The 25,368-nt window shown below is 58.9% G+C and carries 26 protein-coding genes and 1 tRNA gene; 15 read left to right on the top strand and 12 right to left on the bottom strand.

The features are described from left to right. The first annotated feature begins 55 nt into the window (after positions 1-55). Both EYD00_RS03450 and EYD00_RS03445 read left to right on the top strand, forming a co-directional pair. Complete coding sequence (locus tag EYD00_RS03450) at positions 56-625, top strand: LabA-like NYN domain-containing protein (protein WP_004440903.1); 570 nt, start codon at positions 56-58, stop codon at positions 623-625. Positions 626-841: 216 nt separating this feature from the next. After that, positions 842-2,341, top strand: coding sequence for a globin-coupled sensor protein (locus EYD00_RS03445; RefSeq protein ID WP_004440899.1), 1,500 nt, complete (start codon positions 842-844; stop codon positions 2,339-2,341). Between the two features lie 168 nt (positions 2,342-2,509). On the opposite strand, the gene smpB is transcribed toward EYD00_RS03445, so the two are convergent. Both smpB and dapA read right to left on the bottom strand, forming a co-directional pair. Further along, a complete protein-coding gene (smpB, locus tag EYD00_RS03440; RefSeq protein ID WP_004440898.1) occupies positions 2,510-2,992 on the bottom strand; it encodes an SsrA-binding protein SmpB in 483 nt (160 codons plus the stop codon). 161 nt (positions 2,993-3,153) lie between these two features. Then, positions 3,154-4,038: a 4-hydroxy-tetrahydrodipicolinate synthase gene (gene dapA / locus EYD00_RS03435; protein ID WP_004440897.1), complete on the bottom strand. Its 885-nt coding sequence runs from the start codon at positions 4,036-4,038 to the stop codon at positions 3,154-3,156. A 363-nt stretch (positions 4,039-4,401) separates the two neighbouring features. On the opposite strand from dapA, the gene EYD00_RS03425 reads away from it, so the two are divergent. Further along, positions 4,402-6,474, top strand: coding sequence for a lytic transglycosylase domain-containing protein (locus EYD00_RS03425; RefSeq protein WP_034495845.1), 2,073 nt, complete (start codon positions 4,402-4,404; stop codon positions 6,472-6,474). Positions 6,475-6,795: 321 nt separating this feature from the next. On the opposite strand, the gene EYD00_RS03420 is transcribed toward EYD00_RS03425, so the two are convergent. From EYD00_RS03420 to EYD00_RS03400, 4 genes are all read right to left on the bottom strand, one after another. Next, positions 6,796-7,860, bottom strand: coding sequence for a porin (locus EYD00_RS03420; RefSeq protein ID WP_034495848.1), 1,065 nt, complete (start codon positions 7,858-7,860; stop codon positions 6,796-6,798). A 555-nt stretch (positions 7,861-8,415) separates the two neighbouring features. Continuing rightward, entirely contained in the window at positions 8,416-9,477 is a 1,062-nt protein-coding gene (locus tag EYD00_RS03415) for a porin (RefSeq protein WP_004440892.1), read from the bottom strand. Further along, a complete protein-coding gene (locus EYD00_RS25845; protein ID WP_034495850.1) occupies positions 9,474-9,659 on the bottom strand; it encodes a hypothetical protein in 186 nt (61 codons plus the stop codon). The genes EYD00_RS03415 and EYD00_RS25845 overlap by 4 nt, the downstream gene beginning before the upstream one ends. Before the next feature lie 1,252 nt (positions 9,660-10,911). Further along, a tRNA-Ser gene (locus tag EYD00_RS03400) sits at positions 10,912-11,002 on the bottom strand. 163 nt (positions 11,003-11,165) lie between these two features. Here EYD00_RS03400 and EYD00_RS03395 point away from each other — a divergent pair. Further along, complete coding sequence (locus EYD00_RS03395) at positions 11,166-11,507, top strand: hypothetical protein (RefSeq protein WP_004440887.1); 342 nt, start codon at positions 11,166-11,168, stop codon at positions 11,505-11,507. Positions 11,508-11,596: 89 nt separating this feature from the next. Further along, positions 11,597-11,773 carry a hypothetical protein gene (locus tag EYD00_RS25840; protein ID WP_004440886.1) on the top strand — a complete coding sequence of 59 codons (177 nt, stop codon included), beginning with the start codon at positions 11,597-11,599 and terminating at the stop codon, positions 11,771-11,773. Here EYD00_RS25840 and EYD00_RS03390 read toward each other — a convergent pair whose 3' ends face one another. Continuing rightward, complete coding sequence (locus tag EYD00_RS03390) at positions 11,774-12,574, bottom strand: aldolase/citrate lyase family protein (protein ID WP_004440883.1); 801 nt, start codon at positions 12,572-12,574, stop codon at positions 11,774-11,776. It lies immediately after the preceding gene. A gap of 7 nt (positions 12,575-12,581) precedes the next feature. Then, positions 12,582-13,799 (bottom strand): NAD(P)/FAD-dependent oxidoreductase, encoded by a 1,218-nt coding sequence (locus EYD00_RS03385; protein ID WP_004440881.1) that lies wholly within the window; start codon positions 13,797-13,799, stop codon positions 12,582-12,584. A gap of 323 nt (positions 13,800-14,122) precedes the next feature. On the opposite strand from EYD00_RS03385, the gene EYD00_RS03380 reads away from it, so the two are divergent. Beyond that, positions 14,123-14,470: a hypothetical protein gene (locus EYD00_RS03380; RefSeq protein WP_004440878.1), complete on the top strand. Its 348-nt coding sequence runs from the start codon at positions 14,123-14,125 to the stop codon at positions 14,468-14,470. A 160-nt stretch (positions 14,471-14,630) separates the two neighbouring features. Further along, entirely contained in the window at positions 14,631-15,743 is a 1,113-nt protein-coding gene (locus EYD00_RS03375; RefSeq protein ID WP_004440875.1) for a pyridoxal phosphate-dependent aminotransferase, read from the top strand. A 312-nt stretch (positions 15,744-16,055) separates the two neighbouring features. On the opposite strand, the gene EYD00_RS03370 is transcribed toward EYD00_RS03375, so the two are convergent. Further along, positions 16,056-16,319: an SEL1-like repeat protein gene (locus tag EYD00_RS03370; RefSeq protein ID WP_004440874.1), complete on the bottom strand. Its 264-nt coding sequence runs from the start codon at positions 16,317-16,319 to the stop codon at positions 16,056-16,058. A gap of 601 nt (positions 16,320-16,920) precedes the next feature. Here EYD00_RS03370 and EYD00_RS03365 point away from each other — a divergent pair. The 7 genes from EYD00_RS03365 (at position 16,921) to vapC (ending at position 20,814) form a co-directional block, all read left to right on the top strand. Next, the gene (locus tag EYD00_RS03365) at positions 16,921-17,259 is read left to right on the top strand and encodes a DUF2147 domain-containing protein (protein WP_004440872.1); all 339 of its coding nucleotides are present in this window, start codon (positions 16,921-16,923) and stop codon (positions 17,257-17,259) included. 159 nt (positions 17,260-17,418) lie between these two features. Beyond that, positions 17,419-18,015, top strand: a complete 597-nt coding sequence (locus EYD00_RS03360) for a hypothetical protein (RefSeq protein WP_004440871.1) — start codon at positions 17,419-17,421, stop codon at positions 18,013-18,015. Positions 18,016-18,156: 141 nt separating this feature from the next. Next, positions 18,157-18,339: a hypothetical protein gene (locus EYD00_RS25835; protein ID WP_034495855.1), complete on the top strand. Its 183-nt coding sequence runs from the start codon at positions 18,157-18,159 to the stop codon at positions 18,337-18,339. Positions 18,340-18,349: 10 nt separating this feature from the next. Further along, positions 18,350-18,523 carry a hypothetical protein gene (locus tag EYD00_RS25830; RefSeq protein WP_004440867.1) on the top strand — a complete coding sequence of 58 codons (174 nt, stop codon included), beginning with the start codon at positions 18,350-18,352 and terminating at the stop codon, positions 18,521-18,523. Between the two features lie 103 nt (positions 18,524-18,626). Further along, on the top strand, positions 18,627-20,132 hold the full coding sequence (gene amn / locus EYD00_RS03350) for an AMP nucleosidase (RefSeq protein ID WP_004440865.1): 1,506 nt from the start codon (positions 18,627-18,629) through the stop codon (positions 20,130-20,132). A gap of 65 nt (positions 20,133-20,197) precedes the next feature. Further along, positions 20,198-20,428, top strand: a complete 231-nt coding sequence (locus EYD00_RS03345) for a type II toxin-antitoxin system VapB family antitoxin (protein WP_004440864.1) — start codon at positions 20,198-20,200, stop codon at positions 20,426-20,428. Next, positions 20,425-20,814, top strand: a complete 390-nt coding sequence (gene vapC / locus EYD00_RS03340; protein WP_004440862.1) for a type II toxin-antitoxin system VapC family toxin — start codon at positions 20,425-20,427, stop codon at positions 20,812-20,814. The genes EYD00_RS03345 and vapC overlap by 4 nt, the downstream gene beginning before the upstream one ends. 3 nt (positions 20,815-20,817) lie before the next feature. On the opposite strand, the gene EYD00_RS03335 is transcribed toward vapC, so the two are convergent. From EYD00_RS03335 to EYD00_RS03325, 3 genes are all read right to left on the bottom strand, one after another. Next, positions 20,818-21,288, bottom strand: a complete 471-nt coding sequence (locus EYD00_RS03335) for an OsmC family protein (protein WP_004440860.1) — start codon at positions 21,286-21,288, stop codon at positions 20,818-20,820. A gap of 61 nt (positions 21,289-21,349) precedes the next feature. After that, positions 21,350-22,723, bottom strand: coding sequence for an aspartate aminotransferase family protein (locus tag EYD00_RS03330; protein ID WP_004440859.1), 1,374 nt, complete (start codon positions 22,721-22,723; stop codon positions 21,350-21,352). Between the two features lie 188 nt (positions 22,724-22,911). Further along, entirely contained in the window at positions 22,912-23,820 is a 909-nt protein-coding gene (locus EYD00_RS03325; protein ID WP_004440858.1) for a diacylglycerol/lipid kinase family protein, read from the bottom strand. 239 nt (positions 23,821-24,059) lie between these two features. Here EYD00_RS03325 and EYD00_RS03320 point away from each other — a divergent pair, with 239 nt between their 5' ends. Further along, entirely contained in the window at positions 24,060-25,304 is a 1,245-nt protein-coding gene (locus EYD00_RS03320; protein WP_004440856.1) for an MFS transporter, read from the top strand. The last annotated feature ends 64 nt before the right edge of the window (positions 25,305-25,368 follow it).

Here is a 25,368-nt window from a genome sequence, read left to right as displayed (position 1 = left end):
TCGACCGGATATAAAAGCCAGATAATGGCCTTTCCAAAAAAAGGAATGGGATGGAATGTTCGATCCACGGGAGAAAATTGCGCTCTTCATAGATGGAGCCAATCTTTATGCAGCATCGAAAAGCCTGGGATTCGATATCGACTACCGCAAGCTTCTGAAGGCGTTTCAAAAGCGCGGCTATCTGCTGCGCGCCTATTATTACACGGCCCTGATCGAAGATCAGGAATATTCCTCGATCCGCCCGCTGATCGACTGGCTAGACTATAACGGTTACAAGGTCGTGACGAAGCCGGCGAAGGAATTTACCGACGCGCTCGGCCGCCGCAAGATCAAGGGTAACATGGATATCGAACTGGCGGTCGACGCCATGGAGCAGTCCGAAACGGTCGATCACCTGGTGCTGTTTTCCGGCGACGGCGATTTCACCACGCTGGTGGACGCGCTGCAGCGCAAGGGCCGCAAGGTTTCCGTGGTTTCCACCATGGCCACCCAGCCCGCGATGATCGCCGACGACCTGCGCCGCCAGGCCGATCACTTCATCGACCTGATGACGCTGAAAGCCGAAATCGGACGCGATCCGAATGAGCGCCCTGCCCGGCACGCGGAAGGCCCCGAGACGGTCTGATCCCGATTTCGCAATCACCGATATTTCAAGAACGCGTCCGTCTCAAAGACTGGCGCGTTTTTGTTTACCCCCCTATCTGCAGGGAAAAATTCCCGCTGAAATTAACAACCGTCAAATCCGGCCGGGGGAAATTATATCTTGGTTAATTTTAGACGTGTCTAAATCAAGTAACGGCACCAACGACATGATTTGGGTGCCAAAGCAGGATGACTAGACATGCATGGCCAAGAAAAAACCGACCGACAGCTCGAAGAAAGACTGAATTTTCTGGGGCTCGGCCACGAGCAGCGACAGAATCTCTCAGACATGAAGGGTGTCATCACCGGCTCTCTCGATGCGTCGCTGGACCGCTTCTATGCGAAAGTGCGCTCGGTGCCGGAGACGGCGAAGTTCTTTGCCAATGACGCACATGTGCAGCACGCCAAGGGCATGCAGCTCAAACACTGGACGAGGATCGCCTCCGGTACATTCAACGCGGACTATACAGATGCCGTGACCGCGATCGGCCGCACCCATGCCAGACTGGGGCTGGAGCCGCGATGGTACATTGGCGGTTATGCGCTGATGCTTGACGGCATCGTCAAGGCCCTGATCGAGTCGGAGTTGAAGGGCCTATTCATGGAGAAGAAGGCCAGGAAGGTGAAGGACGCCTTGTCCGCTACCATCAAGGCCGCCCTTCTGGACATGGACTATTCGATTTCCGTCTATCTCGACGTGCTCGCCGCCGAGCGGCATAAGGTAGAGGCCGAACAGGCGCAGATGAAGAAGGAGCAGGACCATATTCTCACGCTCCTCAACAGTGCCCTCGACCGGCTGGCCAACGGCGACCTCACCTCCAGCATCAACGAAAAGACCGCGCCGCAATTCGAAGGGCTGATCGCCAATTTCAACACCGCTGTCGGCAATCTCGCCGGTGCCTTCGCCCAGATCGTGGAGGAAGCGAACAAGATTTCCGGCAATACGCGCGAGCTCACCTCCGCCACCGATGACATGGCCCGCCGGACGGAGCAGCAGGCGGCCGCGCTTGAGGAAACCGCCGCAGCCGTTGAGGAAATCACCACCATTTCCAGATTGTCGGCGCAACGTTCCGAAGAGGCCAAGGCCATCGTCGAAAGTTCGGCCATCGAAGCAGCACGCTCTCGCAATGTGGTGACGGATGCGGTGAAAGCGATGGGCGCCATCGAGGACTCGTCGCAGAAGATCACCCAGATTATTTCCGTCATCGATGAGATTTCGTTCCAGACCAATCTATTGGCGTTGAACGCCGGCGTGGAAGCCGCGCGCGCCGGCGAGGCTGGCAAGGGTTTCGCCGTCGTCGCCCAGGAAGTACGTGAGCTGGCGCAACGCTCCGCCACCGCCGCAAAGGAAATCAAGACACTGATCGCCAAGTCATCCGAGGATGTGATGCAGGGCGTTTCGCTGGTGAACAAAACGGGTGAATCCCTGAATACGATCGGCAGCAAGGTCGATCACATCAAGGATCACATCACCTCGCTCACCAAGGCGGCGCAGGAACAATCCGTCGGCATTCAGGAAATCAGTGCGGCGATCAACAGCATGGACAATCTGACGCAGAAGAATGCGGCAATGGTGGAAGAGACCAATGCCGCCACGCACAATCTGAGCGATGTCAGCGCCAACCTCGCGGCGCTTGTCAGCCGGTTCAGCGTTTCGACGACGAAGGCGCATGTGGAGCGGACGTACCGGGCGGCGTGACGGGCGCAGCGGACAGTAACAAACTCCCGTCATCCCGGCCTTGAGCCGGGATCCAGCCAGCCCAAGTCCTTGGGCTGAAAGGGCTCTTCTCACAGCGCAGACGCGCTGCGACTGGATGCCGGATCAAGTCCGGCATGACGGAGGAGCATGCTGCGAAAGGCGGCGAACTTAGGCCGCCCCACCCTTCAACAACCGCGACTTCTGCCGGTTCCAGTCGCGTTCCTTCTCCGTCTCGCGCTTGTCGTGCAGCTTCTTGCCCTTGGCGAGCGCCAGTTCCAGCTTCGCACGGCCCCTGTCGTTGAAGTAGATCTTGAGCGGCACCAGCGTCATGCCTTCGCGGTTGATGCCGGCGCGCAGGCGGTTGATCTCGCGCTTGCTCAGGAGCAGCTTGCGGCGGCGGCGCGGCTCATGGTTGAAACGGTTGGCCTGCAGATATTCCGGCAGGTGGGAATTAATGAGCCAGATTTCATCGCCCTCGTCCGACGCGTAGGATTCGGCAATGTTCGCCTTGCCTTCGCGCAGCGACTTGACCTCGGTGCCGGTCAGCACCAGTCCTGCCTCATAGGTGTCGACGATTTCGTAGTTGAAACGGGCCTTGCGGTTTTCCGCAACGATCTTGTTCACCACGCGCTGGCTGCCTTTGGGGGCCATGATATTTCAATCCCTTGTTTTTCTTATTGCGCCTTCGGCCTGCCGCCGAGAGCGGTTTTCGAACCTCTATTTAGTATCGTCGCCACGAAAAGAAAAGGCGCGCGGGACGGCTTCTGCTGCGAAGCGGTCCATTGCGCGCCTTCCGGCTTTTCAGACCTGTCTCAGTTCATCAGGCCGGCATGCTTCAGCGCCGCATCGATGGCTGCTTCGGTTGCCGGTTCCAGCGTGCTCATCAAGGGCGAACGCACACGGCGGTTGCCGCCGCGCGTCTTCGACAGCGCATATTTTGTGCCGCAGACGCCTGGCTCCATGAAGATGGCCTTATGCAGCGGCATCAGGCGATCCTGGTACTCCAGCGCCTTGGCATAATCGCCGGCAAGCATCGCCGCCTGGAATTCCGAACAGAGGCGCGGTGCCACGTTGGCCGTCACGGAAATGCAGCCGACACCGCCATGGGCGTTGAAGCCGAGAGCGGTACCGTCTTCACCCGAGAGCTGGACGAAATCCTTGCCGCAGGAAATGCGCTGTTCGGAAACGCGGTCGATCTTGCCCGTCGCGTCCTTGACGCCAACGATGTTCTTATGGGCCTTGACCAGGGCGCCCATGGTTTCCGGCAACATATCCACCACCGAGCGCGGCGGAATATTGTAGATGACGATGGGCAGCTTCACCGCTTCCGCGACGGCGGAGAAATGGGCGAACAGGCCCTTCTGGGTCGGCTTGTTGTAATAGGGGGTAACCACCAGCAGCGCATCCGCACCCGCTTCCTGCGCATGCAGGGCCAGCTCGATCGCTTCATCGGTATTGTTGGAGCCTGCACCCGCAATGACCGGAACCCGTTTCGCCGCAACCTCGATGCACAGTTCAACGACACGTTTGTGCTCGTCGTGGGAAAGCGTCGGGGATTCCCCCGTCGTGCCCACCGGCACAAGTCCGTTACTGCCTTCGGCGATCTGCCATTCCACATGGGCGGCGAAAGCCTTTTCGTCCACGGCGCCATTGTCCGTGAACGGGGTAATGAGGGCGGGAATTGATCCCTTGAACATGCAAAGCTCCTGGCGCCGAGCCGGTTCATGCTTCGGCCGCATTCGATGGTTAAAACCGGCACACATTAGTGCCAGCCCTTGGCGCCGACAAGCGCAAAGGCAGCGTATTTTGTCCGAAATTGTCGGAAGTGTGACAGTGTTCGGGCCGTGATCTGCAAGCGTTAAATGCACATAGCGAAAAGCGACATTGCTCGCGGGCCGGTGAATAAAAGTTGATTGAATTGCAGGGTCGCGCTTAACATTTCATTAAGCCTGAAATCCCAAGATTTACAGGCGGGAGATCAGACCTTTTTTCGGCAATCCCGCTGCAATGTAGCGATATTAGAAGAAAGTCGGCAACTCCGTTACACGATGAAGAACGGCATGAAAAAAACAGTCTGGGGATTGATGGCGGCGGGCCTTGCCGCAACCGTGTGGAACGCGCTGGCCGGGCCGCTGCCCGAGGGCGTCGCGCCGCTTCCCTATGTGAAGCCGGATGCGCCCACCGTTCCCGCTTTCATGCCCGCTTCGCCAGAGGTTACCGGCGCCATTCCCCGCCTTAACCGGCCCGATGATGCGAGCCAGCTGAAGGCAGGCCTCGACGCGCTTTCCGGGCGCGATGCGGCGCGGGCCATCGCGCTGCGCAACGCCATGCCGACCGGCAGTCTGGACCGTCACATCCTCACATGGGCAATCGCCGTTTCGGGCCAGAAGGATGTGCCTTCAGCCGAAATCGCCGCAGCACAGCGCGAACTCGCCGGCTGGCCGGGCGCCGCGACTTTGCGGGCCAATTCCGAAAAAGCGCTTTATCGCGAGGACCCGCCGGCACAGCAGGTGCTTGCTGCATTCGGCGGCAGCAAGCCAGAAACGGCGGAGGGCACGGTGGTTCTCGCCAAGGCGCTGGCCGCCTCCGGCAAGGTCGTGGATTCGCAGCGACTCATTCGCCAGCTGTGGGTGAGCGAAGGCATGGACAAGGATATGGAAGACCGCGTGCTGGCCGCCTTTCCTGCCTATCTGACGGCCGCGGACCACAAGGCGCGCATGGATTATCTGATGTATCGCAGCCGCATCAGCCAGGCGAAACGTTTCGGCGAACTCGGCAAAGCGCAGTCCCTTTACAATGCCTGGGCGGCTGTGCTGCAGCGTTCCGCCAATGCCGGCGCCCTGCTCGGCAAGGTGGATGCCGGCTGGCGCGATGATCCCGCGTTCCTTTTCGCGCGCGTGGAGAACCTGCGCAACCAGCAGAAATATCCGGAAGCGGCGGCTCTTCTGCGGCAGGCGCCGAAGGATACTACCAAGCTGGTCAATCCCGGCGAATGGTGGAACGAGCGGCGAATCATCGCGCGCGGCCTCGCCGATCTCGGCGATTTTGCTGAAGCCTATCGTATCGTCGCCAATCACAATGCCACATCAGCGGTGGATGTCGCCGATGCCGAGTTTCATGCCGGCTGGTATGCTCTGCGGGCGATGCGCGACCCGGCCACGGCTTCGCGTCATTTCAACGCCCTGCTCCAGACATCAAACCGGCCACTTTCAGCCTCCCGCGCCTATTACTGGCTCGGAAGGGCGGCCGAAGCCGGAGGACCCGGCGATGCACGCGACTTCTTTGCAAAGGCGGCAGCCCATCCCGGTACGTTTTACGGCCAGCTTGCCGCTGCACGGATCGGCACGAAGACGCTGAACGTGACCTATCCCAGCCCGAGCAATGGCGACCGAGAACGCTTTGCCGGCCGCGAAGCCGTGCGCGCCATAGACCGCCTGGAGGCGGCAGGTTATGGCTGGCGCGCCGACAGCCTTTACAGGTCGCTGGCCGAACAGCTCGACAGTCCCGGCGAGCTTGCCATTCTGGCGGCGCGGGCTGAGGGCAACGGTAATCATCAGGTCTCGCTGCAGATCGGCAAGACGGCCTTCAGCCGCGGTATCGATGCGGCCGCACTCGCCTATCCGCTCGGCGTCATTCCCGCCAGCGCCAATATTGCCGGCTCCGGAAAGGCGCTTGCCTATGCGATCGCCCGGCAGGAAAGCGCCTTCAACCCCGCCGCCGTCTCCGCCGCCAATGCCCGCGGCCTGCTGCAACTGCTGCCGGGAACCGCCAAGGGCGTGGCCGGCCGCCACGGCCTGCCCTACACGCAGGCGATGCTGACCAGCGATGCGGGCTATAACGCCACGCTCGGGGCCCATTATCTCGGCGAGCAGATCGACAGCTTCGGCGGCTCCTACATCCTCACCTTCATCGCCTATAATGCCGGCCCGAAACGTGTGCCGGAATGGATCGCCCGTTATGGCGACCCGCGCGGCAAGCCTATCGATGAGGTGGTCGACTGGATCGAGCGCATCCCGTTCCCCGAAACACGCAACTACGTGCAGCGGGTGATGGAAAATTATCAGGTCTACAAGACGAGGCTCGGGCAACAGGCCGATATCGTTGATGATCTGCGCCATGGGCGCTCCGGGTAAAGGCGGTTTCCCTAGCCGACGAGCGGCGCATTCAAGCACCTGCCGGCGAGCGCTTCTGACCACTGTGAAGCCTAAGGTTCCTTGCGTCATGCTCGGGCCCGTTCCGAGCATCTGCAGCGTTCAGATTTCATGCGACGTGATTGGATCACTGGGGCAAGCCCAGGGATGACACCGACGGCTTGGACAGATGAGCGACAGGTGGGCTGGTCGATGCTTCAAAGCACACGCGATGCCCGACGACTTACAGTCCCATCCGGTCTTCCAAAAGAAAAACCCCGGCATTTCTGCCGGGGTCTCCATCACTGACAATGTCAGATCAGATTAGAACGAACGCTGAAGGCGAACGAAACCGGTCCACTGATCACCAGCGCCGCTGTCAACACCTTCGGTGCCGTCAACGTCCTGGTAGTTAACAGCAACCTTCGTAGCAAGGCCCTGCGTGATCTGGTAGTCAAGCGTTACACCAGCGCGCCAAGCGTCGCGATCGCCGACGAAGTCGTTGTCAGCGCCGATATCAACCGTACCGAAGTACTGTGCACCGGGGGTGATGGTCAACTTGTCGGTTGCCTTGATGGCGTATTCAGCAGCAACGGTCCACTCAGACTCTTCGTAGTAAGAGTTTGCACCGGAAGCCCATGCGCCGGAAAGGCCGAAAGTACCCGGACCGATGTCAGCCGTGACGATTGCACGGATCGCACCATTTTCCTGGTCGGTGTCATAGGAACCAAGCAGGTTTGCGCTAACCGCACCGAACTTGGCGCCGATGATACCGCTGATACCAACGTTGTTCGGGCCTTCGATGAAGCCACCCTTAGCAACGCCGAGGTTCGAAACGCTGTCAAGTGCGGTTTCCAATTCCTCAACCGAGATACCTGCATAGAAGGAGCCGGCATCGTAGGTGTAACGCAGAGCGTTCGAACGAGTCGTGTTCGAAGAGAGGATGTCGGTTTCGCCGGAGAGATCGTCATCCCACCAGGTGTACATGTAACCGACCTTCAGGCCGCCGAGTTCGATGAAAGCCTGGTCAACATTGACGCCACGGTTGGTGTCGTTGTCAGCCTGACCGCGGAAACCAATGAAGCCGCGCAGAGCGCCGAGTTCAGTGTCGGTGCGGGTGTCGATTTCAAACTGAGCGCGAGTGAAAGAATCCCAGTCAGACGTACCGGACTGGTTGCGACCGAAGTCCGTCTGGAAACGGATGTAACCGCCGAACTTCAGGCAGGTTTCGGTGCCGGGGATGTAGAAGAAGCCGGTGCCGAAAGCGTCGCAAACGCGAACATATTCCAGGGGCTCGGGCTCAGCAGCGACGATAGCGTCGGCAGCATGAGCGCCGGATACTGCTGCGAGGGCCGCAGCGGAGCCGATGAGAAGGCTCTTGATGTTCATGGTTGACCTCCAGTCAAACTTAATCTTCTAAGCAGCGGGTGGGAAGCACTTCTGAAATGCGTGCCGCTTATGAGGATGATTAGAGCCAAAACCGGCCGGACAGGCAATCGCAATCATGACAGAAGGAAGACAGTAAGGTGTCCTTAGTTTCTCATTGTTGCGAAATAGCTACAATTCTAACCGACGGGGAGCTGTTTGTTAAAAATGAGTTAATAAACTATGCTTTTCAGTTACTTAACGAAGAGTCCGACCAAACCGACAACATGAAGCGACGCATTTCTCCAAAATTCTGACACAACAAGGTCATGAGAAATTGGCCAAAGGCGCGGGCGCGAGCGAGGATCAGCACTCTCTTCCTTGGAGAATCAGCCTCAGAAGTAAATTTGAATTCCTTGATGGCGAATCAATGCAAGTCACATTGGGTGTTTCAGCAAAGCGCCGAAGTTTGCCTCGTGCGGTTCCCGCCCTTGCCTCATAGCCGGCTAAAGCGCCTATCCAAATGAAAAACCCCGGCATTTCTGCCGGGGTCTCCATCACTGACAATGTCAGATCAGATTAGAACGAACGCTGAAGGCGAACGAAACCGGTCCACTGGTCGCCACCGCCGTTAACACCTTCGGTGCCGTCGACGTCCTGGTAGTTAACAGCAATCTTCGTGGAGAGACCCTGGGTGATCTTGTAATCAACCGTCAGGCCAGCGCGCCATGCGTCACGATCGCCAACGAAGTCGTTGTCAGCGCCGATATCAACCGTACCAAAGTACTGGAAGCCGGGGGTGATGGTCAGCTTGTCAGTTGCCTTGATGGCGTATTCAGCAGCAACTGCCCACTCAGACTCTTCGTAGTAAGCGTTGGCGCCGGAAGCCCATACGCCGGAGAGGCCAAGAGTGCCCGGACCGATGTCAGCCGTGACGATTGCACGGATCGCACCGTTTTCCTGGTCGGTGTCGTAGCCGCCAAGCAGGTTAGCGTTTACGCCGCCGAACTTGGCGCCGATGATACCGCTGATACCAACGTTGTTCGGGCCTTCGATGAAGCCGCCCTTCAGGACGCCGAGGTTCGAACGTGCGTCGAGCGGAGCTTCCAGTTCTTCAACTGCAACGCCAACGTAGAACGAGCCAGCATCGTAGGTGTAACGGATGGCGTTCAGACGGGTGTCGTTCGAAGAAAGGATATCGGTTTCGCCGGAGAGACCATCATCCCACCAGTTGTAGTAGTAACCAACCTTCAGGCCGCCGAGTTCGATGAAAGCCTGGTCAACATTGACGCTGCGGCTCGTGTCGTTGTCAGCGTCGCCACGGAAACCGATGTAGCCACGCAGAGCGCCAAGCTCGGTGTCGGTACGGGTGTCGATGTTGAACTGAGCGCGGGTGAAGGAATCCCAGTCAGACGTGCCGGACTTGTTACGGCCGAAGTCGGTCTGGAAACGGATGTAACCGTCGAACTTCAGGCAGGTTTCGGTGCCGGGGATGTAGAAGAAGCCGGTGCCGAAAGCGTCGCAAACGCGAACGTATTCCAGGGGCTCAGGCTCAGCAGCGACGATAGCGTCGGCAGCGTGAGCGCCGGATACTGCTGCGAGAGCCGCAGCGGAGCCGATCAGAAGGCTCTTGATGTTCATGGTTGACCTCCAGTCAAAGTTTTTAAGTGGGTCTGGGTTTTTTCGCTGAAGGACAGCATTCCCTGCCCCATTCCCGTGTTCTTAGAAGCCAAACGATCCACCGCCTCGCTTCTGGTGGTGAAAATACAAAAGGTTTCGTCGCTTGCAATCGCCAACATTCGATAAATAGCATTTACGTACATGCTTCATTTCGGTTTGTTGCGGAAACAACACACAGCCCTGCGCGGGCCTGCATAAACTTTACGATACGTTAAGATTTCCGTTGAGAATCCGTTGGTTAGGGCAACCGGTAGGTTGTTTCTCATCTAATGGCGTTTTTAGAGAACCCTTGCTAAGCAGGCAAAGCCGCATGGATTTTTTTGCTCTATTCCGCGTCCTCCCGCCTCCGGCGTCGTATGGGAGCCAAACAATCATAGGGAAAGAGGTGATGAGGCGAGCGATGTCTTGTAATGATTCGTCAGAACACGGCGTGCAAATTCTTGCGCGACAGTCTACGCGGCCACAGAATGGGCGACGCGGCTCCAGTGTTTTATCTCTAGACGTTGAATATGCGACAAAGTGCCCAACAGGCTGCCGTGCTCTGCGATATCTGGCAGACAGACACGTATTCTCGCGACATCCAGCCGACCATGAATCACACTTAATCGGCCAATCCTAATCACGATTTTTGGATATGTATCAGTAAAAGCTCGCCACATGGTGTCAGGCAACGGGTGGGACCCGACGGCGCACACACGATGATTCCTGCGCGCCCGAGCCGATTAAAACCGACTAAAATGTACCCATCGAGTTAAGCCGTGATCATCCGCAGCCGCTCTCCTAAATGGAGAGCGCCACTGTCTTACATTCCGCGGTGCCCTCCAGGGCTACCGGCGGTGATGACGTTTTTAGTCGGGGTAAATCGCGCGACCATTTGGCAAGATGACCGGTGCCTTTCCCGTGTCCCGGCGACTTCCCGTCCCTGGCTCCATACGTGGCTGTCCCCGATCCCGCCAATCGGTTTGACTCCGGTTGCGGTCGCGCCAGTCCCTGCGATCGCGTTGGTCGCGCCATTCCCTGCGGTCACCCCAGTGACGGCGGTCGTAGTCCCGGTAGTAGCGGTCGCGGTCATACGATCGATAATACACACCAGTCGTATTATAATATCCTCCAGAACGGTAACCCGGCTCGTCGACACATCCGGCCAGAACTCCCAGAGACACTAGACAGATTGCTGCGTTTAATAGCTTCATGATTTTAGCTCCCGATAGCGGACTCAAACGCACATAGGAGTCCTTAGTTGCCAAACCGCTAAATTCCCGCGTTCGGGCTTAACCGGGCCTGAACAGGCCCGCAGCAATTACGCCTATGCAATTTAAAGAGAATCGAGGCAACAACTTGCGATTCGCACGCCAAGGATTATCAATCGTTGTCGGTGGGTTCTAAAGGAATGAATGGCGGAGAGGATGGGATTCGAACCCACGATACGCTTTTGACGTATACTCCCTTAGCAGGGGAGCGCCTTCGACCACTCGGCCACCTCTCCGGTGCGGCCTGATTATTGCGTAAGAAAAATGATTGCAAGGCTTTTTCGCCAAGAAGCCAAAAAACCTGTTGGCCAAATAAACCGCGGGTCTAACTTTACGCCCGGTTGCGGAACTTCTTCAGGGCCCGCACGTTTCCACCTCGGTAACAAAAGAGGTGTTCTAATGGCTCAGACGAAACTAAATGTTGTCGAAGACACGATCGAAAACCAGATTGCAGAACTGCGTTCGCAGATCGCGTCCCTGTCCAAATCCGTTTCCGCCCGTGCGGAAGGTGTCGGCGAGGATGCATCGGAATTTCTGGATGAGGCGCGCGGCCGCGTTCGCAAGGCGGCGCATAATGTCCGGGCGCAGGGCCAGAATGTCGTGGAAGCCGTGAAGGAAAATCCAGGCACCGCCACCTCCCTGCTGACGATCGTCGGCGCACTCGGTTTCGCGATCGGTTATGCGGTGGGCACAAGCACGCAGCAGAGTTCGTCGAACAGCAGCCTTTATCGCTGGCGCTGATGACGAACGGGCATTAAATCAAGGCAAGGCGGGTTTGCCCGCCTTGCCTTTATGCATTGGTAAAAACGGCAGGAATGAAGGGGGCGAATATGCGGTTCAGCGACGACCTTGAGGCGGCATTGTCTGATTTTGCAAGGGATCACGGCATCGACAGAGACGAGGCAATCCAGCGCATCGTCCGCTCCGCCCTCATCAATGGCGGTTATCTCGCCTCCGGCGAGGAAGGTATTCCGCCGGAGAAGCTGAACGCCAGTAACGACGATTGATCAATATCCCGATCCGGACGGCGTCACTGCCGGCCCACCCTTGTAGCGTGCGGAAAGCGCACGCAGCGTATTGGCGAATTCCGTGACATCGGCTCCCACGGCAACGAACGACGCGCCGAGTTCCAGATAACGGCGATTATAGGTTTCATTGAAGGTGAGGATGCCGGCGGCCTTGCCAGCCGCGACGATTTTCACGATCGCCGCTTCGATAACCGCCTGCACCGCCGCTTCGTCAATCCTTCCCAGATAACCCATGTCCGCGGCGAGATCCGCCGGGCCGATGAAGACGCCATCCACGCCGTCCACCGCAAGAATATTGTCGAGATCTTCGATTGCCGCGCGGGTTTCCGCCTGCACCAGCAGGCATACGCTGGCAGAGGCGCTGTCGGCATAATCCGTTATTGTATTAAAAGCGGAAGCGCGGGCGACGGCCGCTCCCATGCCGCGAATGCCGCGCGGCGGGTAATGCATGGCGCTGACGAGGGCTTCCGCCTGTGCCGCTGAATCGACCATGGGCACAAGAAGCGTGCGGGCGCCAGCATCCAGAAGCTGCTTGATCATCCAGCTCTCGCCGACAGGCACACGCACCACCGGCTCGGCGGCAGAGGTGGCAAGCGCGCGCAGCTGGTCGATGATGCTGCGCAGGTCGTTCGGCCCGTGCTCACCGTCGATCACCAGCCAGTCGAAGCCAGCCGTTCCGGCGATTTCCGCCGTAATGGCCTCGCCCATGTCGAGCCACAGGCCAATCTGCGGCTTGCCGGCATGAATGGCGGTTTTGAAACGGTTTTCGGCAGCGGGCATGATATCCTCAGGAGAGCAGTAATTTCAGATCGGCGGACGGATCCGCCAGGATTGTGCGGTCGGGTTGGGCGGCTGTATCGAGCAGTTTCTTACCCGCAACATAGGCCTTGGCGTCATTGACGGCATCGACAGCCACGAAGCGGCCATCACGGAAATACCAGATGGACCAGCTGCCTTCCCTTGCGCCGGGCCTCAAAATCGTCTCGTCGTAACCGAGATTGAAGCCGGCGATCTGCAGCTTCACATCGTACTGATCCGACCAGAACCAGGGTTTCGCGTCGTATACCGCTTCCGTGCCGGCCAGTACCGCGGCGGCCGCCTCAGCCTGATCGACCGCGTTCTGGACCGATTCGATCCTCACCTGCTGGCCGCGCCAGGGCAGAAGCGCGCAATCGCCCACCGCATGAATGGCGGGGTCGGATGTGCGGGTATATTCGTCAACCACGATGCCGTTACCAACATCGAGACCCGATTCGCGGGCAAGCCGGTCGTTCGGTGTCACGCCGATGCCGACGATGACGAAATCAACGTCGATCGTCGAACCATCTGAAAGTTCGGCCGCAGCAACCCGCCCGTCCATGCCGACGAGGCGCACGAGACCGGTTTTTTCGCGGATGGAAACGCCCTGGGCCTCATGAATGCCGCGCATGATATCCGCAGTTTCCTTCGCCGCCACGCGCTGGAGAATACGGTCGGCCATTTCGATCAGCGTCACCTCGAGGCCAAGCTTGCGGGCAACGGCGGCAGCTTCAAGGCCAATATAACCGCCACCAATGACCAGCAGCCTGCGGCCCGGCTTCATCTCCTCCGTCAAGCGGTCGGCGTCGCGCCTGTCACGGACGGTAAGCACGCCGTCGAGATCGCCACCGATGCTGGCGGGCAGCAGCCGGGGCGCGGCCCCGGTCGCAAGAACCAGCCGGTCATAAGAAAGCGTACTGCCATCCTGCATGCGCACGGTCTTGCCGGCGCGGTCTATCTCCTCCACCCAGGTGGAAAGCCGGATATCGACATTGTTTTCGGCATACCATTCTTCCGGGCGGAACATCAGCCGGTCAAAACTCATCTCGCCGAGGAGGTATTTTTTGGAGAGCGGCGGCCGCTGATAGGGGTAGGCATCTTCCGAGCCTATGATGGTGATGGCACGCTCGTCCTTCAGCGCCCGGAGCTTCGACGCCAGCGCAAAAGCGGCCTGCCCCGCCCCGACGATTACCAGCCTTCCAGTCACTTTCCACTCCCAGGACAATCACAGCCGGCCGATGACGCCCGAGGCTGCGAAGCGATGTTGCGCGATCAGGCGTAACGCCAAGTACGGCCGGCGTCAACCGCACGAGGCTCCAGCCCTGTGCAAGCATGCCCGATTATCAAAACGGGCGCCCGCCTTCTGCAACCAGTCGAGATAATGTGCGTTTTAAACAGGCGAAACACGGGTTGCGTACACAAAGCTGGCCCATGTCGATACGGACTAGAGACAATTGCGGATATTTCCTTCATGCCCTGGCAAGGAAGCCGCGTTAAAATCAGACGGAAGAGGCAATCCGGGAGGTTGTCATGGCTCTACATATGGATATCGGTCAAAACGTCCCGCAGGACGAGATGTATGAGAAATTTCAGATCGACCGGCCCGGCAAGATCACCTTCATCGGGCACCACCTGAGCGCCAAGGACACCATGCGCTGCCTGGTGCGCACCATTTCGCTCTACGGCGCGGAGCTGGATGTCAGTGCCGATCTGGAAATGCCGGTCAACTTCTATCTGGAAATTCTCGGTATCCGCGACGAAATCGGCTGCACGCTGATCCGCCGGGAAGAGGAAAAAGTGACGATCGGCTTCAACATGCTGATCGATGCCGAATTTCTGCACCATGTCCGCCGGCTGAGCTTCGAGACCAGCGTCTGAGCGGCAACCGCGCGTCAGCCCGCCGATCTTTGCGTTGTGCCGTGGCGAACCAAAAATCTGTTGCCAAACACTCATCTAACCCCCGGGCGCGGCTTGCGTCCGGTTTTTTTGTACCTATTGTGAGCCGGGTTTTCAAACACAGGTCCCGGAACTTCTGTCAATGTCCGCTTTTTCACGCCTCACGCCGCTTGCCGCTTCGCTTCCCTCCACCGTTCCCTTCGTCGGCCCGGAGGCCATAGAAAGGAACCGCGGCTTGAAGGTGGAGGCGCGAATCGGTGCAAACGAAAGCGGCTTCGGCCCCGCCCCATCGGTGCTTCTGGCGATGCGCGATGCGGCGGCTGAAACCTGGATGTATAGCGATCCGGAAAATTTCGAGCTGAAGGAAGCGCTTGCCATCCACCACGGGGTTTCGCGCGGCAACATCGCCATAGGCGGCGGAGTGGACGGATTGCTCGGTGAAATCGCCAGGCTGATCGTGGAACCAGGCACGCCTGTTGTCACCTCTTTGGGAGGTTACCCCACCTTCAATTATCACGTGAACGGTTTTGGCGGAAAACTGGTGACCACGCCCTATGTAGACGACCACGAAAACCTCGACGGGCTTCTCGACCTCGTTCACAGGGAAAACGCGCCGCTCGTCTATTTCGCCAATCCGGACAATCCCATGGGAAGCTGGTGGGATGCGAGCGAGGTGGTGGCATTTGCCCGTGCGTTGCCGGAAACCTGCCTGCTCATTCTGGACGAGGCCTATTGCGAAACCGCGCCCGCGAGCGCGGTGCCTGCTATCGACGCGCTGATCGGCCAGCCCAATATCCTGCGCATGCGCACCTTCTCCAAAGCTTACGGGCTCGCCGGCGCCCGCGTGGGTTACGCCATCGGTACGCTTGGCAATGTCGAAGCCTTCGACAAGATCCGCAACCATTTCGGCATGGCGCGTATTTCTATCGCCGGCGCTTTGGCAGCGCTCAAGGACCAGTCCTATCTGCATGAGGTGGTTGGCAAGATTTCCGAGGCACGGGATCGTATTTCCGCTGTCGCCCGCAATAACGGCCTTTCACCGCTGCCCTCCGCTACCAATTTCGTTACCATCGATTGCCACCGCGACGGCGCCTATGCGCGCGCCATCGTTGACGGGCTGATGGACCATGGGGTTTTCATCCGCATGCCGGGCGTGGCCCCGCTTAACCGTTGCATCCGCGTGAGCGTTGGGCCGGGTGACAAGCTCGATCTGTTCGAGCAGGCATTGCCGAAGGTTCTCAAGGCCATCGGGTAAGCTCCCAACCCACCCTCATTCCTGTGTTTGTCACAGGAATGAGGGTGGGTTGGGAAGTGCCGCGCGTTACACGCATCGAATCAACATCCTCCCGCAAGCCCCTGCGCGACAATCATTTTCCGGCGAAGACACATTGCAGAACATAAGAAAACCGCGCCGGCCTTGTTCCTGCCGGTCGCGGTTCGATGTGTCAGCGCAAAAGCTTCGTTTCGGAGCCCTCGCCGCGTTCCCCTTCGGGTTTTACTTTCTTTTGGGCCGGTCGTCGGGACTGGAGGGAACCGGACCGGCAATCTTATGGATCGCGGAGATGGATCAGTGCATCGTCATCCAGTCGCGGGCGGCGCGAAGGGCTTCGGCCAGTTCCGCTTTCGTCATGTTGCGGGCGAGATCCGCACGGAGAGAAGCCGCTCTTTCCGATCCGCGGATCGCGGCGATGTTAAGCCATTTGTGGGCCGCGATCAGGTCCACCTTGCAGCCCCGGCCGGTCGCATAGACCAGGCCGAGATTGCAAAGGGTGTCGGCGCGGGTTTCGCCACCGGCAGCCATTTCGATATCACTGATGTCAAAGCGTGCCATTGTTTTAATCCCTGTCGTTCTGCCTGTTTTCATCGTGCGCCTTCTTGCCGAGGCGTCTTCCGGACTGCCGTCTTTTGCGGCTTTTTTGTCCTTCCGTCCGGCAGGTTTTCCCTGCGCTTTTGATGAGTTCACTATGCCACGAGGCTTTCAACGCTCGCTTAAAAGGCATGATTAATGTGCCGCAAACAAACTGCAAACGATTGGTAAAATTGGGTTTTTGTTAAATATCATTGCCTGCGGAAATTAAGGACTTTCCGATGAATTTTACGAAAGCTTTACAATTGGATTTAAACCCTTCCTTCACCACGATAAGAACCGCGATTTTCGAAACTGCTCTCCTTCGCCCTTCCCGCACACGCCAACGCTGCACCGGCACCGCAAATTTCTGTTTCCTTTTACGTGAACGTCAAATACTATCCGCCCTGCCCGTCACGAGGATAAAACGGGCACGGAAGAGCGCGGTGGGAGGAGCAATCGTTGCACCGCACGGCGGCCGCCGGCCAGAGATGGTGGAGGCATGCTGAAGGGAGTTTGATCTGCGCATCGCATCCTTGGCCGTTCCGGCCTGGGAAAAGCCTGCGCGAATTTCGGGAGGAATTTCATGAAGCTTATGATGACGATTGCAGCTGCCCTGTTGATGAGCGGCAATATTGCCTTTGCCGCCGAGGCGATCGAAGGCAACTGGAAGACGGCCAGCGGCGAAACCGCCGTGATCGGCCCCTGCGGCGGCGCTTTCTGCGTAACGCTGAAGACCGGCAAGCATGCCGGAAAACAGATCGGCAAGCTTTCGGGAAAGGGAAACAGCTACTCGGGTGAGATCACCGATCCCGCCAATGACAAGACCTATAGCGGCTCCGGCACCGTTTCGGGGAATTCGCTGAGCATGAAGGGTTGCGTACTGAAGGTCCTGTGCAAATCGCAGACCTGGACACGGCTGTAATACAGGGAACGGCAGGCGGGCTTTTGTCCCCCAGCCTGCCGTCTCGCGACGCAGAGCGCGGTGGCTGCCAGGAATCGCGCGCAGGCTGCGAACAGACGTCGCATGGAAACCATATATCCGTTTATTATCGCTGCATCCGATGCCAATGAGAGCAACGATATGCGCCCCACCCTTTCGACAATTCTGATCGCGGGCACCTCGCATGTCGGCAAAAGCACGCTGGCCGGCCTGCTCAGCGAAAGGCTGCGCTGCGAGGCGATATCGACCGACAGTCTCGCCCGCCATCCGGGGAGGCCATGGCCGGGTATTCCGGTGCCGGTTGAGGAATATTACACACAGCTGTCGGCGGATACGATCCACTGGTTTCTCAAGGTCCATCACCAGAACATCTGGCCGCTGATCCGCGCGATGATTGACAGAAGATCCGGCACAGGGACTACGACGATCTTCGAGGGCGCCGCCCTGCGACCGGAGTTCATATCGCCTCTCCTCGACAGCACGGTGGCGGGCGTATTTCTTCATGCCGACAATGATTTTCTTCTCGGAAGAATGCGCTCTGAAGCACGCTACCAAGATGCAACGGCGAAGAGGCAGCGGATCATGGACGCCTTCATCGAACGCTCGCTACGTGAGAACACCGAGATGCTGGCATCCGCGCAGGAACACCGGGTGCCGATTGTCGACGTGACTCAAGGTGAAGAATTGGAGAAACTGCTAACCGATCTTGCGCCAGGCGCGGACATCCCTCTGTCCTGAAGCTGGACATGCGCACCACTGCGGCATCAATCCGCCATGTCACCGCCCGTTAACATCCCTGAACACCATATGAACCGGGGCCTCAGGGTCCGTTCAGTCCGACTATGGCAAAACTCTGTCCATCAACTCCGATAAAGGGGAATGGACATGACAAAGCTGATCAGCCGACTGGCAATCTTCGCGTTTCTCATGGCGATCTTCGCCATGTCCTTCGCCTCGCTCGTCGTTAATCCGAACCGCAGTTTCCAGCGCGTGAATGCCGGTGCGGCAATCGCATGCCAGCACGGCTCGGCGCCCGCCGCCAATTGCCCCGTCGTATTGTGAGGACCGGCCAATGACCACCAGTTTTTCCAACGGCCTGTTCTCCGCACTGCGGCTGATGCTGATGGCCTCGATCTTTCTCGGCCCGGTGGCCGGACTTGCGGTTTACAAGGCCGATCCCCGCCCAGCCTCCAAAGGCGCCGGCTTCGTGCTGCTGATGAGCCTGCAGCGCGGCGCGCTCGGCTGAGTTTCTGCCGCGCCAGCATTGTCCGGCTGCATTTTCGCGTTTCTTTTCAGTTTCTTCGTATTTCTGTCGCTTGCCTGTCGAAATTGGCCTCTTATAATGGGCCATGACAATAGCAAAACCAACGATTCCGCCCCTCACCTTCATCAGTCCAGAGCCTTTCGCGCCGCAGACATTCACGGACCCGAAAGAAGCTGTTGCGGCTTTGAGCGCGCTCTACGAACGCAACACGGCGTTCCTGATCAATTCCTTCACAGACCTTGCCAAGGGCGCGCCGATTGCCGGGCGTTACCGCGCCTGCTACCCGCAGGTCAGCCTCGAGACCGCCACTTTCGGCCATGTCGATTCCCGCCTTTCCTATGGCCACGTAACTGCGCCCGGCGTCTATACGACAACGATCACACGGCCTGAGCTTTTCCGCCACTATCTCAAGGAACAGCTGGGGCTTCTTATGAAGAACCACGGCGTTCCGGTCACGGTGTCGGAATCGGCTACGCCCATTCCGCTGCATTTCGCTTTCGGTGAAGGCGCGTATGTCGAGGCAGCGGCGGCTTCGTCGCTGTCAGACGTGCCGCTGCGTGATCTCTTCGATACGCCCGATCTCAACAATACCGACGATCTCATAGCCAATGGTGAATATGATCAGGTGCCGGGCGAGCCGGCGCCGCTTGCGCCCTTTACGGCGCAGCGCATCGATTATTCGCTGGCGCGCCTCAGCCATTATACGGCGACGAGCGCCAGCCATTTCCAGAACTTCGTGCTGTTCACCAACTACCAGTTCTATATCGACGAATTCGCTGCCTGGGCGAGGCAGATGATGAAGAATGGCGGCGAGGGTTACACGGCCTTTGTGGAGCCGGGCAACATCATCACCCATGCGGGTTCCGATAAGCCCGAGACGGACGCGGTGCTGGCCCGACTGCCGCAGATGCCGGCCTATCACCTGAAGAAAAAAGGTCATGCCGGCATTACGCTCGTCAATATCGGCGTCGGCCCCTCCAACGCCAAGACGATCACCGATCACATCGCCGTGCTGCGCCCGCATGCCTGGCTGATGGTTGGTCATTGCGCCGGCCTGCGCAACAGCCAGCGGCTGGGCGACTATGTTCTGGCCCACGCCTATGTGCGCGAGGACCACGTGCTTGACGACGACCTGCCGGTGTGGGTGCCTATCCCGGCGCTTGCCGAAGTGCAGCTGGCGCTGGAAGGTGCAGTCGCCGAAGTCACGGGTTACGAGGGCTTCGAACTGAAGCGCATCATGCGCACCGGCACCGTCGCCACCATCGACAACCGCAACTGGGAGCTCCGTGATCAGGCCGGTCCCGTCAAGCGCCTATCGCAGTCCCGCGCCATCGCGCTCGACATGGAATCCGCCACCATAGCGGCCAACGGCTTCCGCTTCCGCGTGCCCTACGGCACCTTGCTGTGCGTTTCCGACAAGCCGCTGCATGGCGAATTGAAGCTGCCAGGCATGGCGACGGAATTTTACCGCACCCAGGTCGCCCAGCATCTGCAGATCGGCATCCGCGCCGTGCAGAAGCTTGCCGCCATGCCGACGGAAACGCTGCACTCGCGCAAGCTCAGAAGCTTCTACGAGACGGCGTTCCAGTAAAAAGAGATATCGCAGAAGCATGCCTTGGTGTATGATTTTGAAAATCGATACACCAAGGATTATCCATGCGTACGAATATTGATCTTGATGACGCCTTGATCGCCGAAGCGATGGAAATTACCGGCCTTTCGACAAAAAAGGCGACGGTGGAGAAGGCGTTGCGCGATCTTGTAGAGAATCTCGGACGACGCAAAGCGCTGGAAGAACTGAGAGGCATCGGCTGGAGTGGTAATCTGGACGATGTGCGCCGTAGCTGGAGCGTGGACGACATCGAAGCGCAAGACGCCGCGGAATGATAGTCGTCGATACTTCTGTCTGGATTGACTGGTTTCAGAATAAATCCACCCGCCAAGGTAGGATGCTAAATGATATCGGCGATCTGACCGACGTCATCATCGGCGACATTATTCTCCTCGAAATCCTGCAGGGCGAACGCAACGACGATCGGGCGGCGGCGATACATGACCGGTTAAAGCGCTTCGGTTTTGTCTCGATGCTCACGCCAGAACTTGCCGTGAAATCCGCCGCTAACTATCGGAAACTTCGAAGCGTTGGGAAAACCGTGCGTAAAACTCCCGACCTCATCATCGGCACCTACTGTATTGAGCACGGCCATAAGCTGCTGCAAAACGACCGAGACTTTCAGCCGATGGCCGATCATCTCGGTCTGCAACTGGCATGAGTCTCAAACCACCTTCACGGTCCCCTCCACCCGCACCGGAAAATTCACCGACCGCGCGATGAAGCACTTGTCGTGCGCGTCATGGTGCAGCGCATCCGCCCGGGCGGGATCGCCCTTCGAGATGGTAATGACCGGTTTCAGCACCACTTCGCTGAACTGCCCGGCGCCATCCTTTTCCATGACGAGCGTGCCTTCGGCATCGTCGACATAGTCTTCGACGATGATGCCGTTGACCGAGCAGAAATGCAGGTACCAGAGCTTGTGGCAGGCCGAGAGCGAAGCGACCAGCAGGTCTTCAGGGTTCCAGCGGGCGGGATCGCCACGGAAGGCCGGATCGGACGAGCCGGCTATATCAGCCTTTCCCTCGGTGGAAATCGTGTAGTCGCGTTCGTAGTCGCGATAGCCCGACGTGCCCTTGCCACGATTACCCGTCCACGTCACCTTCACGGCGTAATGGTGTTCCTGTCCTGCCATTTCAGTCCTCCCTTGGCATCTCTTTTCGCATTCTTTAACGGAAAACCGGTGTCCACTTTCCCTAGAAATGCTCGCGCGTATCACGCAGGTGGTCGAGCCCCTTGCGCAACGTCTCTATGATCTCATCCACTTCCGAACAGCTGATGGTCAGCGCCGGCGAAGCCAGCATTCGGTCGCCCGTTGCGCGCATGACGAGGCCGTTTGCAAGGCAATGATTGCGCACCGTTATACCAACATCGTCCGGCTTGCCGAAGCGTCTGCGGGTCGCCTTGTCCGCCGTGATCTGCAGTCCACCCATCAAGCCGACATTGACGGCTTCGCCCACCAGTTCGTGGTCCTCAAGGCTTTTCCAGCCCTGGGAAAAATAAGGGCCGATATCGTCGCGCACCCGCTCCACCAGACCCTCCGCTTCGATGATGCGGAGATTTTCCAGCGCGGCGGCGGCGCAGACGGGATGTCCGGAATAGGTGAAGCCGTGGTTGAAATCACCGACCTCGGACAACATCACTTCCGCCACCCGATCCGACACGACCGCGCCGCCAATCGGCAGATAACCCGAGGACAGGCCCTTGGCGATGGGGGCAAAGTCCGGCTCCACGCCGAAATACTGGTAGCCGAACCAGGAGCCCAGGCGACCGAAACCGCAGATCACCTCATCGGAGACGAGCAGAATATTGCGCGCCTTGCAGATACGGGCGATTTCCGGCCAGTAGGTCTCCGGCGGTACAATGACGCCACCGGCTCCCTGAATCGGTTCGGCCACGAAAGCAGCAACGTTTTCCTCGCCCAATTCGTCGATTTTCTCATTGAGTTCGCGAGCCACCTTCAGGCCGAATTCGGCCGGAGAAAGATCGCCACCCTCGGCATACCAATAGGGCTGGCCGATATGGGCGACGCCATCGATGGGCAGGCTGCCCTGCTCGTGCATCCACTTCATGCCACCCAGCGAGGCCCCGGCCACCGTCGAGCCGTGGTAGCCGTTGCGGCGGGCGATAACTTTCGTCTTCGCGGGATGGCCGAGGGCCTTCCAGTAGACCCGCGCCATGCGGAACCAGGTATCGGTGGCTTCCGAGCCGGAATTGGTGAAGAACACGTGGTTCATGCCAGGCCCGGCGTGAGAAGCGATCTTCTGCGCCAGCAGCGTCGCGGGCGGCGTGGTGGTGCCGAAAAACGCGTTGTAATAGGGGAGCTCGTTCATCTGACGCCGTACCACATCGGCGATCTCGCGGCGTCCGTAACCGATATTCACACACCAGAGGCCGGCGAAGGCGTCGAGATATTTCCTGCCGGTGCTGTCGTAGATGAACACCCCTTCCGCGCGCTCGATGATGCGGGTGCCGGCGGCGTTGAGCTTGCCCATGTCTGAAAAGGGATGGAGATGATGGGCGGCATCGATGGCAGCAAGGTTGGAGAGGGGGTTGGAGATTTCATTCATGACAGATCGCACTCCCATAGAAGCGACAGCGCGCACGCCATCGCACCCGCCGACCATGGCCGGGCGGCTTCGATTTGGCAAGACTGGAGGTTTTCAGGGGGCTAGGGAGGATACGGCATCGCCGCTTGTTTTTCTCCCCGCCGGGCAGAAGAACAGGCGGCGATGGCCTAATTCACGGTCGGTTTGCGCTAAGCGAAGAACGACCGCCCCACCAGCACCTTCAACTCGCCGGCGTGCACTTCCAGTGCCACGTCGCGTTCCATCGGCAGCAGCTCGCCATCGATGACGCAGCGGACATCATGGCGTTTCTTGGGAAAATGCAGTTCCACATCCGTCACGGTCATGGCTGTCACGGCGGCATTCTGCTTGAACTTGCCGCGCAGAATATCCAGGGCGAGTTTGGCGACACCGGACGGGCGTAACGGATCGGTGAGATAAAAACCCAGATGACCGCCGGAGACGTTATCCGCCACCAGCAGCGAATTCTGACCGAATTCATTGTTGGAGACGGAAATGGCCGATACCTTTCGATGCTGCGTCCGGCCATCAACGGTGTATTGCACCTCGAAGACAGGCGGGTTGAGGATGACGCTGATGGCGGCGCGGATGCTCGCCTTGATCTTGCCGAGACGGGAGGCAAAGGCGAGATTGTTTCGATAGCGCACCATGCGCGAATGCAGGCCCGCGGAAAACTGGTGGACAAAGAGGCGGCCATTGGCGCTGGCGATGTCGACACTGGCAATCTCGCCATTCGCCAGCGTTTCCAGCGCCTGACGAATGTCGAGCGGCAGCTTCAGCGAGCGGGCGAAGAGGTTCATGGTGCCGGCCGGCACGACGCCGAGCGCGATGCCCTGTTTCCAGGCAATGCCGGCAGCCGCCGAAATGGTGCCATCTCCGCCGCCGGCAATGATGCCTTCAATGCCCGGCTCCTCGGCGGCGCGTGCCATTTCCTCGACGACGTCCTTTCCGGAGACAAGACGGCAATCGATCACGTGTCCGGCGCGGGTGAAGACCTCGCGGGCATGATCACAATAGGCTTCCATGTCGGTAGTGCGAAATGTGCCGCCGTCACGATTGAAAATTGCAATGAGCTTCATGTTTCCAACCCGGTCCCGTAACATTCGCAGCCGCGCGTAAATGCCTGGCCTTATATAGAGTTCCGAACACCATCGCGTGAAGATCGTCTTTTGCCGAGAATCGCTCTACCGCAACGCATCATTTCATGTTAGAGGTCACTTAAGGTCATTTTCATGACCGCGCATCTCCAGTCAGGGCAGACCGCTCCCATACGGTCTTGCCCTTTTTTCTGTGGGCCCTTCCCGCTTTTCAGGTCACGATGAGTCATTCGAACATCTCCGAAGCCCGCCCTGGCGGGGAGAATGAAACCGTTTACACGGCTGCGCCTGCCGTGGTCCTCTCCCCACTTGCCATTGCGCTTATAGAGCTGGCGCTGGCTGCCGGCGGTTTTGGCATCGGTACCGGCGAGTTCGCCATCATGGGCCTTTTGCCCGACGTCGCCTCGACCTATGGCGTCACGGTGCCGGAAGCGGGTTATGTCATCACCGCCTATGCGCTGGGCGTCGTCATTGGCGCGCCGATCATCGCGGTTCTCGCCGCGCGTATCACGCGCCGCACATTGCTTCTCAGTCTGATGGGACTTTTTGCGGCTGGAAACATCCTGAGCGCCGTCGCGCCGGATTTTGTGAGCTTCACCATTCTCCGCTTCATCACCGGCCTGCCACATGGGGCCTATTTTGGCGTTGCTGCGCTCGTGGCGGCCTCGATGGCGCCAATCCACAAGCGCGCCCGCGCCGTTGGCCGAGTCATGCTCGGCCTCACCATCGCCACCCTGCTCGGCACTCCGCTCGCCACCTTCTTCGGCCAGCTACTGTCCTGGCGCGCGGCTTTCATGCTTGTCGGCGGCATCGCACTTCTGACGGTGGCCCTGCTTTGGCTGTTCCAGCCGCGTGACAGGGTGGAAGAAGGCGCCAGCGTATGGCGCGAACTCGGCGCCTTCCGCCGCATACAGGTATGGCTGACGCTCGCCATTGCCGCCGTCGGCTTTGGAGGCATGTTCTCGGTCTTCAGCTATATCGCGAAGACCACGACTGACGTGGCGATGATGCCGGTTTCTACGGTCTCCATGGTGCTCGCGCTGTTCGGCATCGGCATGAATGTCGGTAATGTCGTCGGCTCACGGCTCGCCGATATCTCGCTCAACGGCACGATTGGCGGCATGCTGGCCTTCAATGTGCTTGTCATGGCTGTCTTCGGCATGACGGCGCAGGATCCCTTCATGCTCTGCCTTTGCGTCTTCCTGATCGGCTGCGGTTTTGCCGCCTGCCCGGCCGTACAGACGCGGCTGATGGATGTGGCGCAGGATGCGCAGACGCTGGCTGCCGCCTCGAACCATTCCGCCTTCAACATCGCCAATGCGCTTGGCGCCTGGCTCGGCGGCCTCGTCATAGCCATGGGCTTCGGTTACGCCTCGACGGGTTATGTGGGCGCCGTTCTTTCCCTTCTCGGGCTTGGCGTTTTTCTTGTTTCCGTCACCGTAGAGCGGCGTCAAAAGGCGGCTTGACCCGGCCCTTTCGAAGCTTACGGAAAATTCACAATCGGGCGCTTGACTCTTTCCGGTTTCAGGC

This window comes from Agrobacterium sp. 33MFTa1.1, from assembly GCF_004328495.1.
Classification (GTDB): domain Bacteria; phylum Pseudomonadota; class Alphaproteobacteria; order Rhizobiales; family Rhizobiaceae; genus Agrobacterium; species Agrobacterium pusense.
This window is presented reverse-complemented; position numbering and strand designations above follow the sequence as displayed.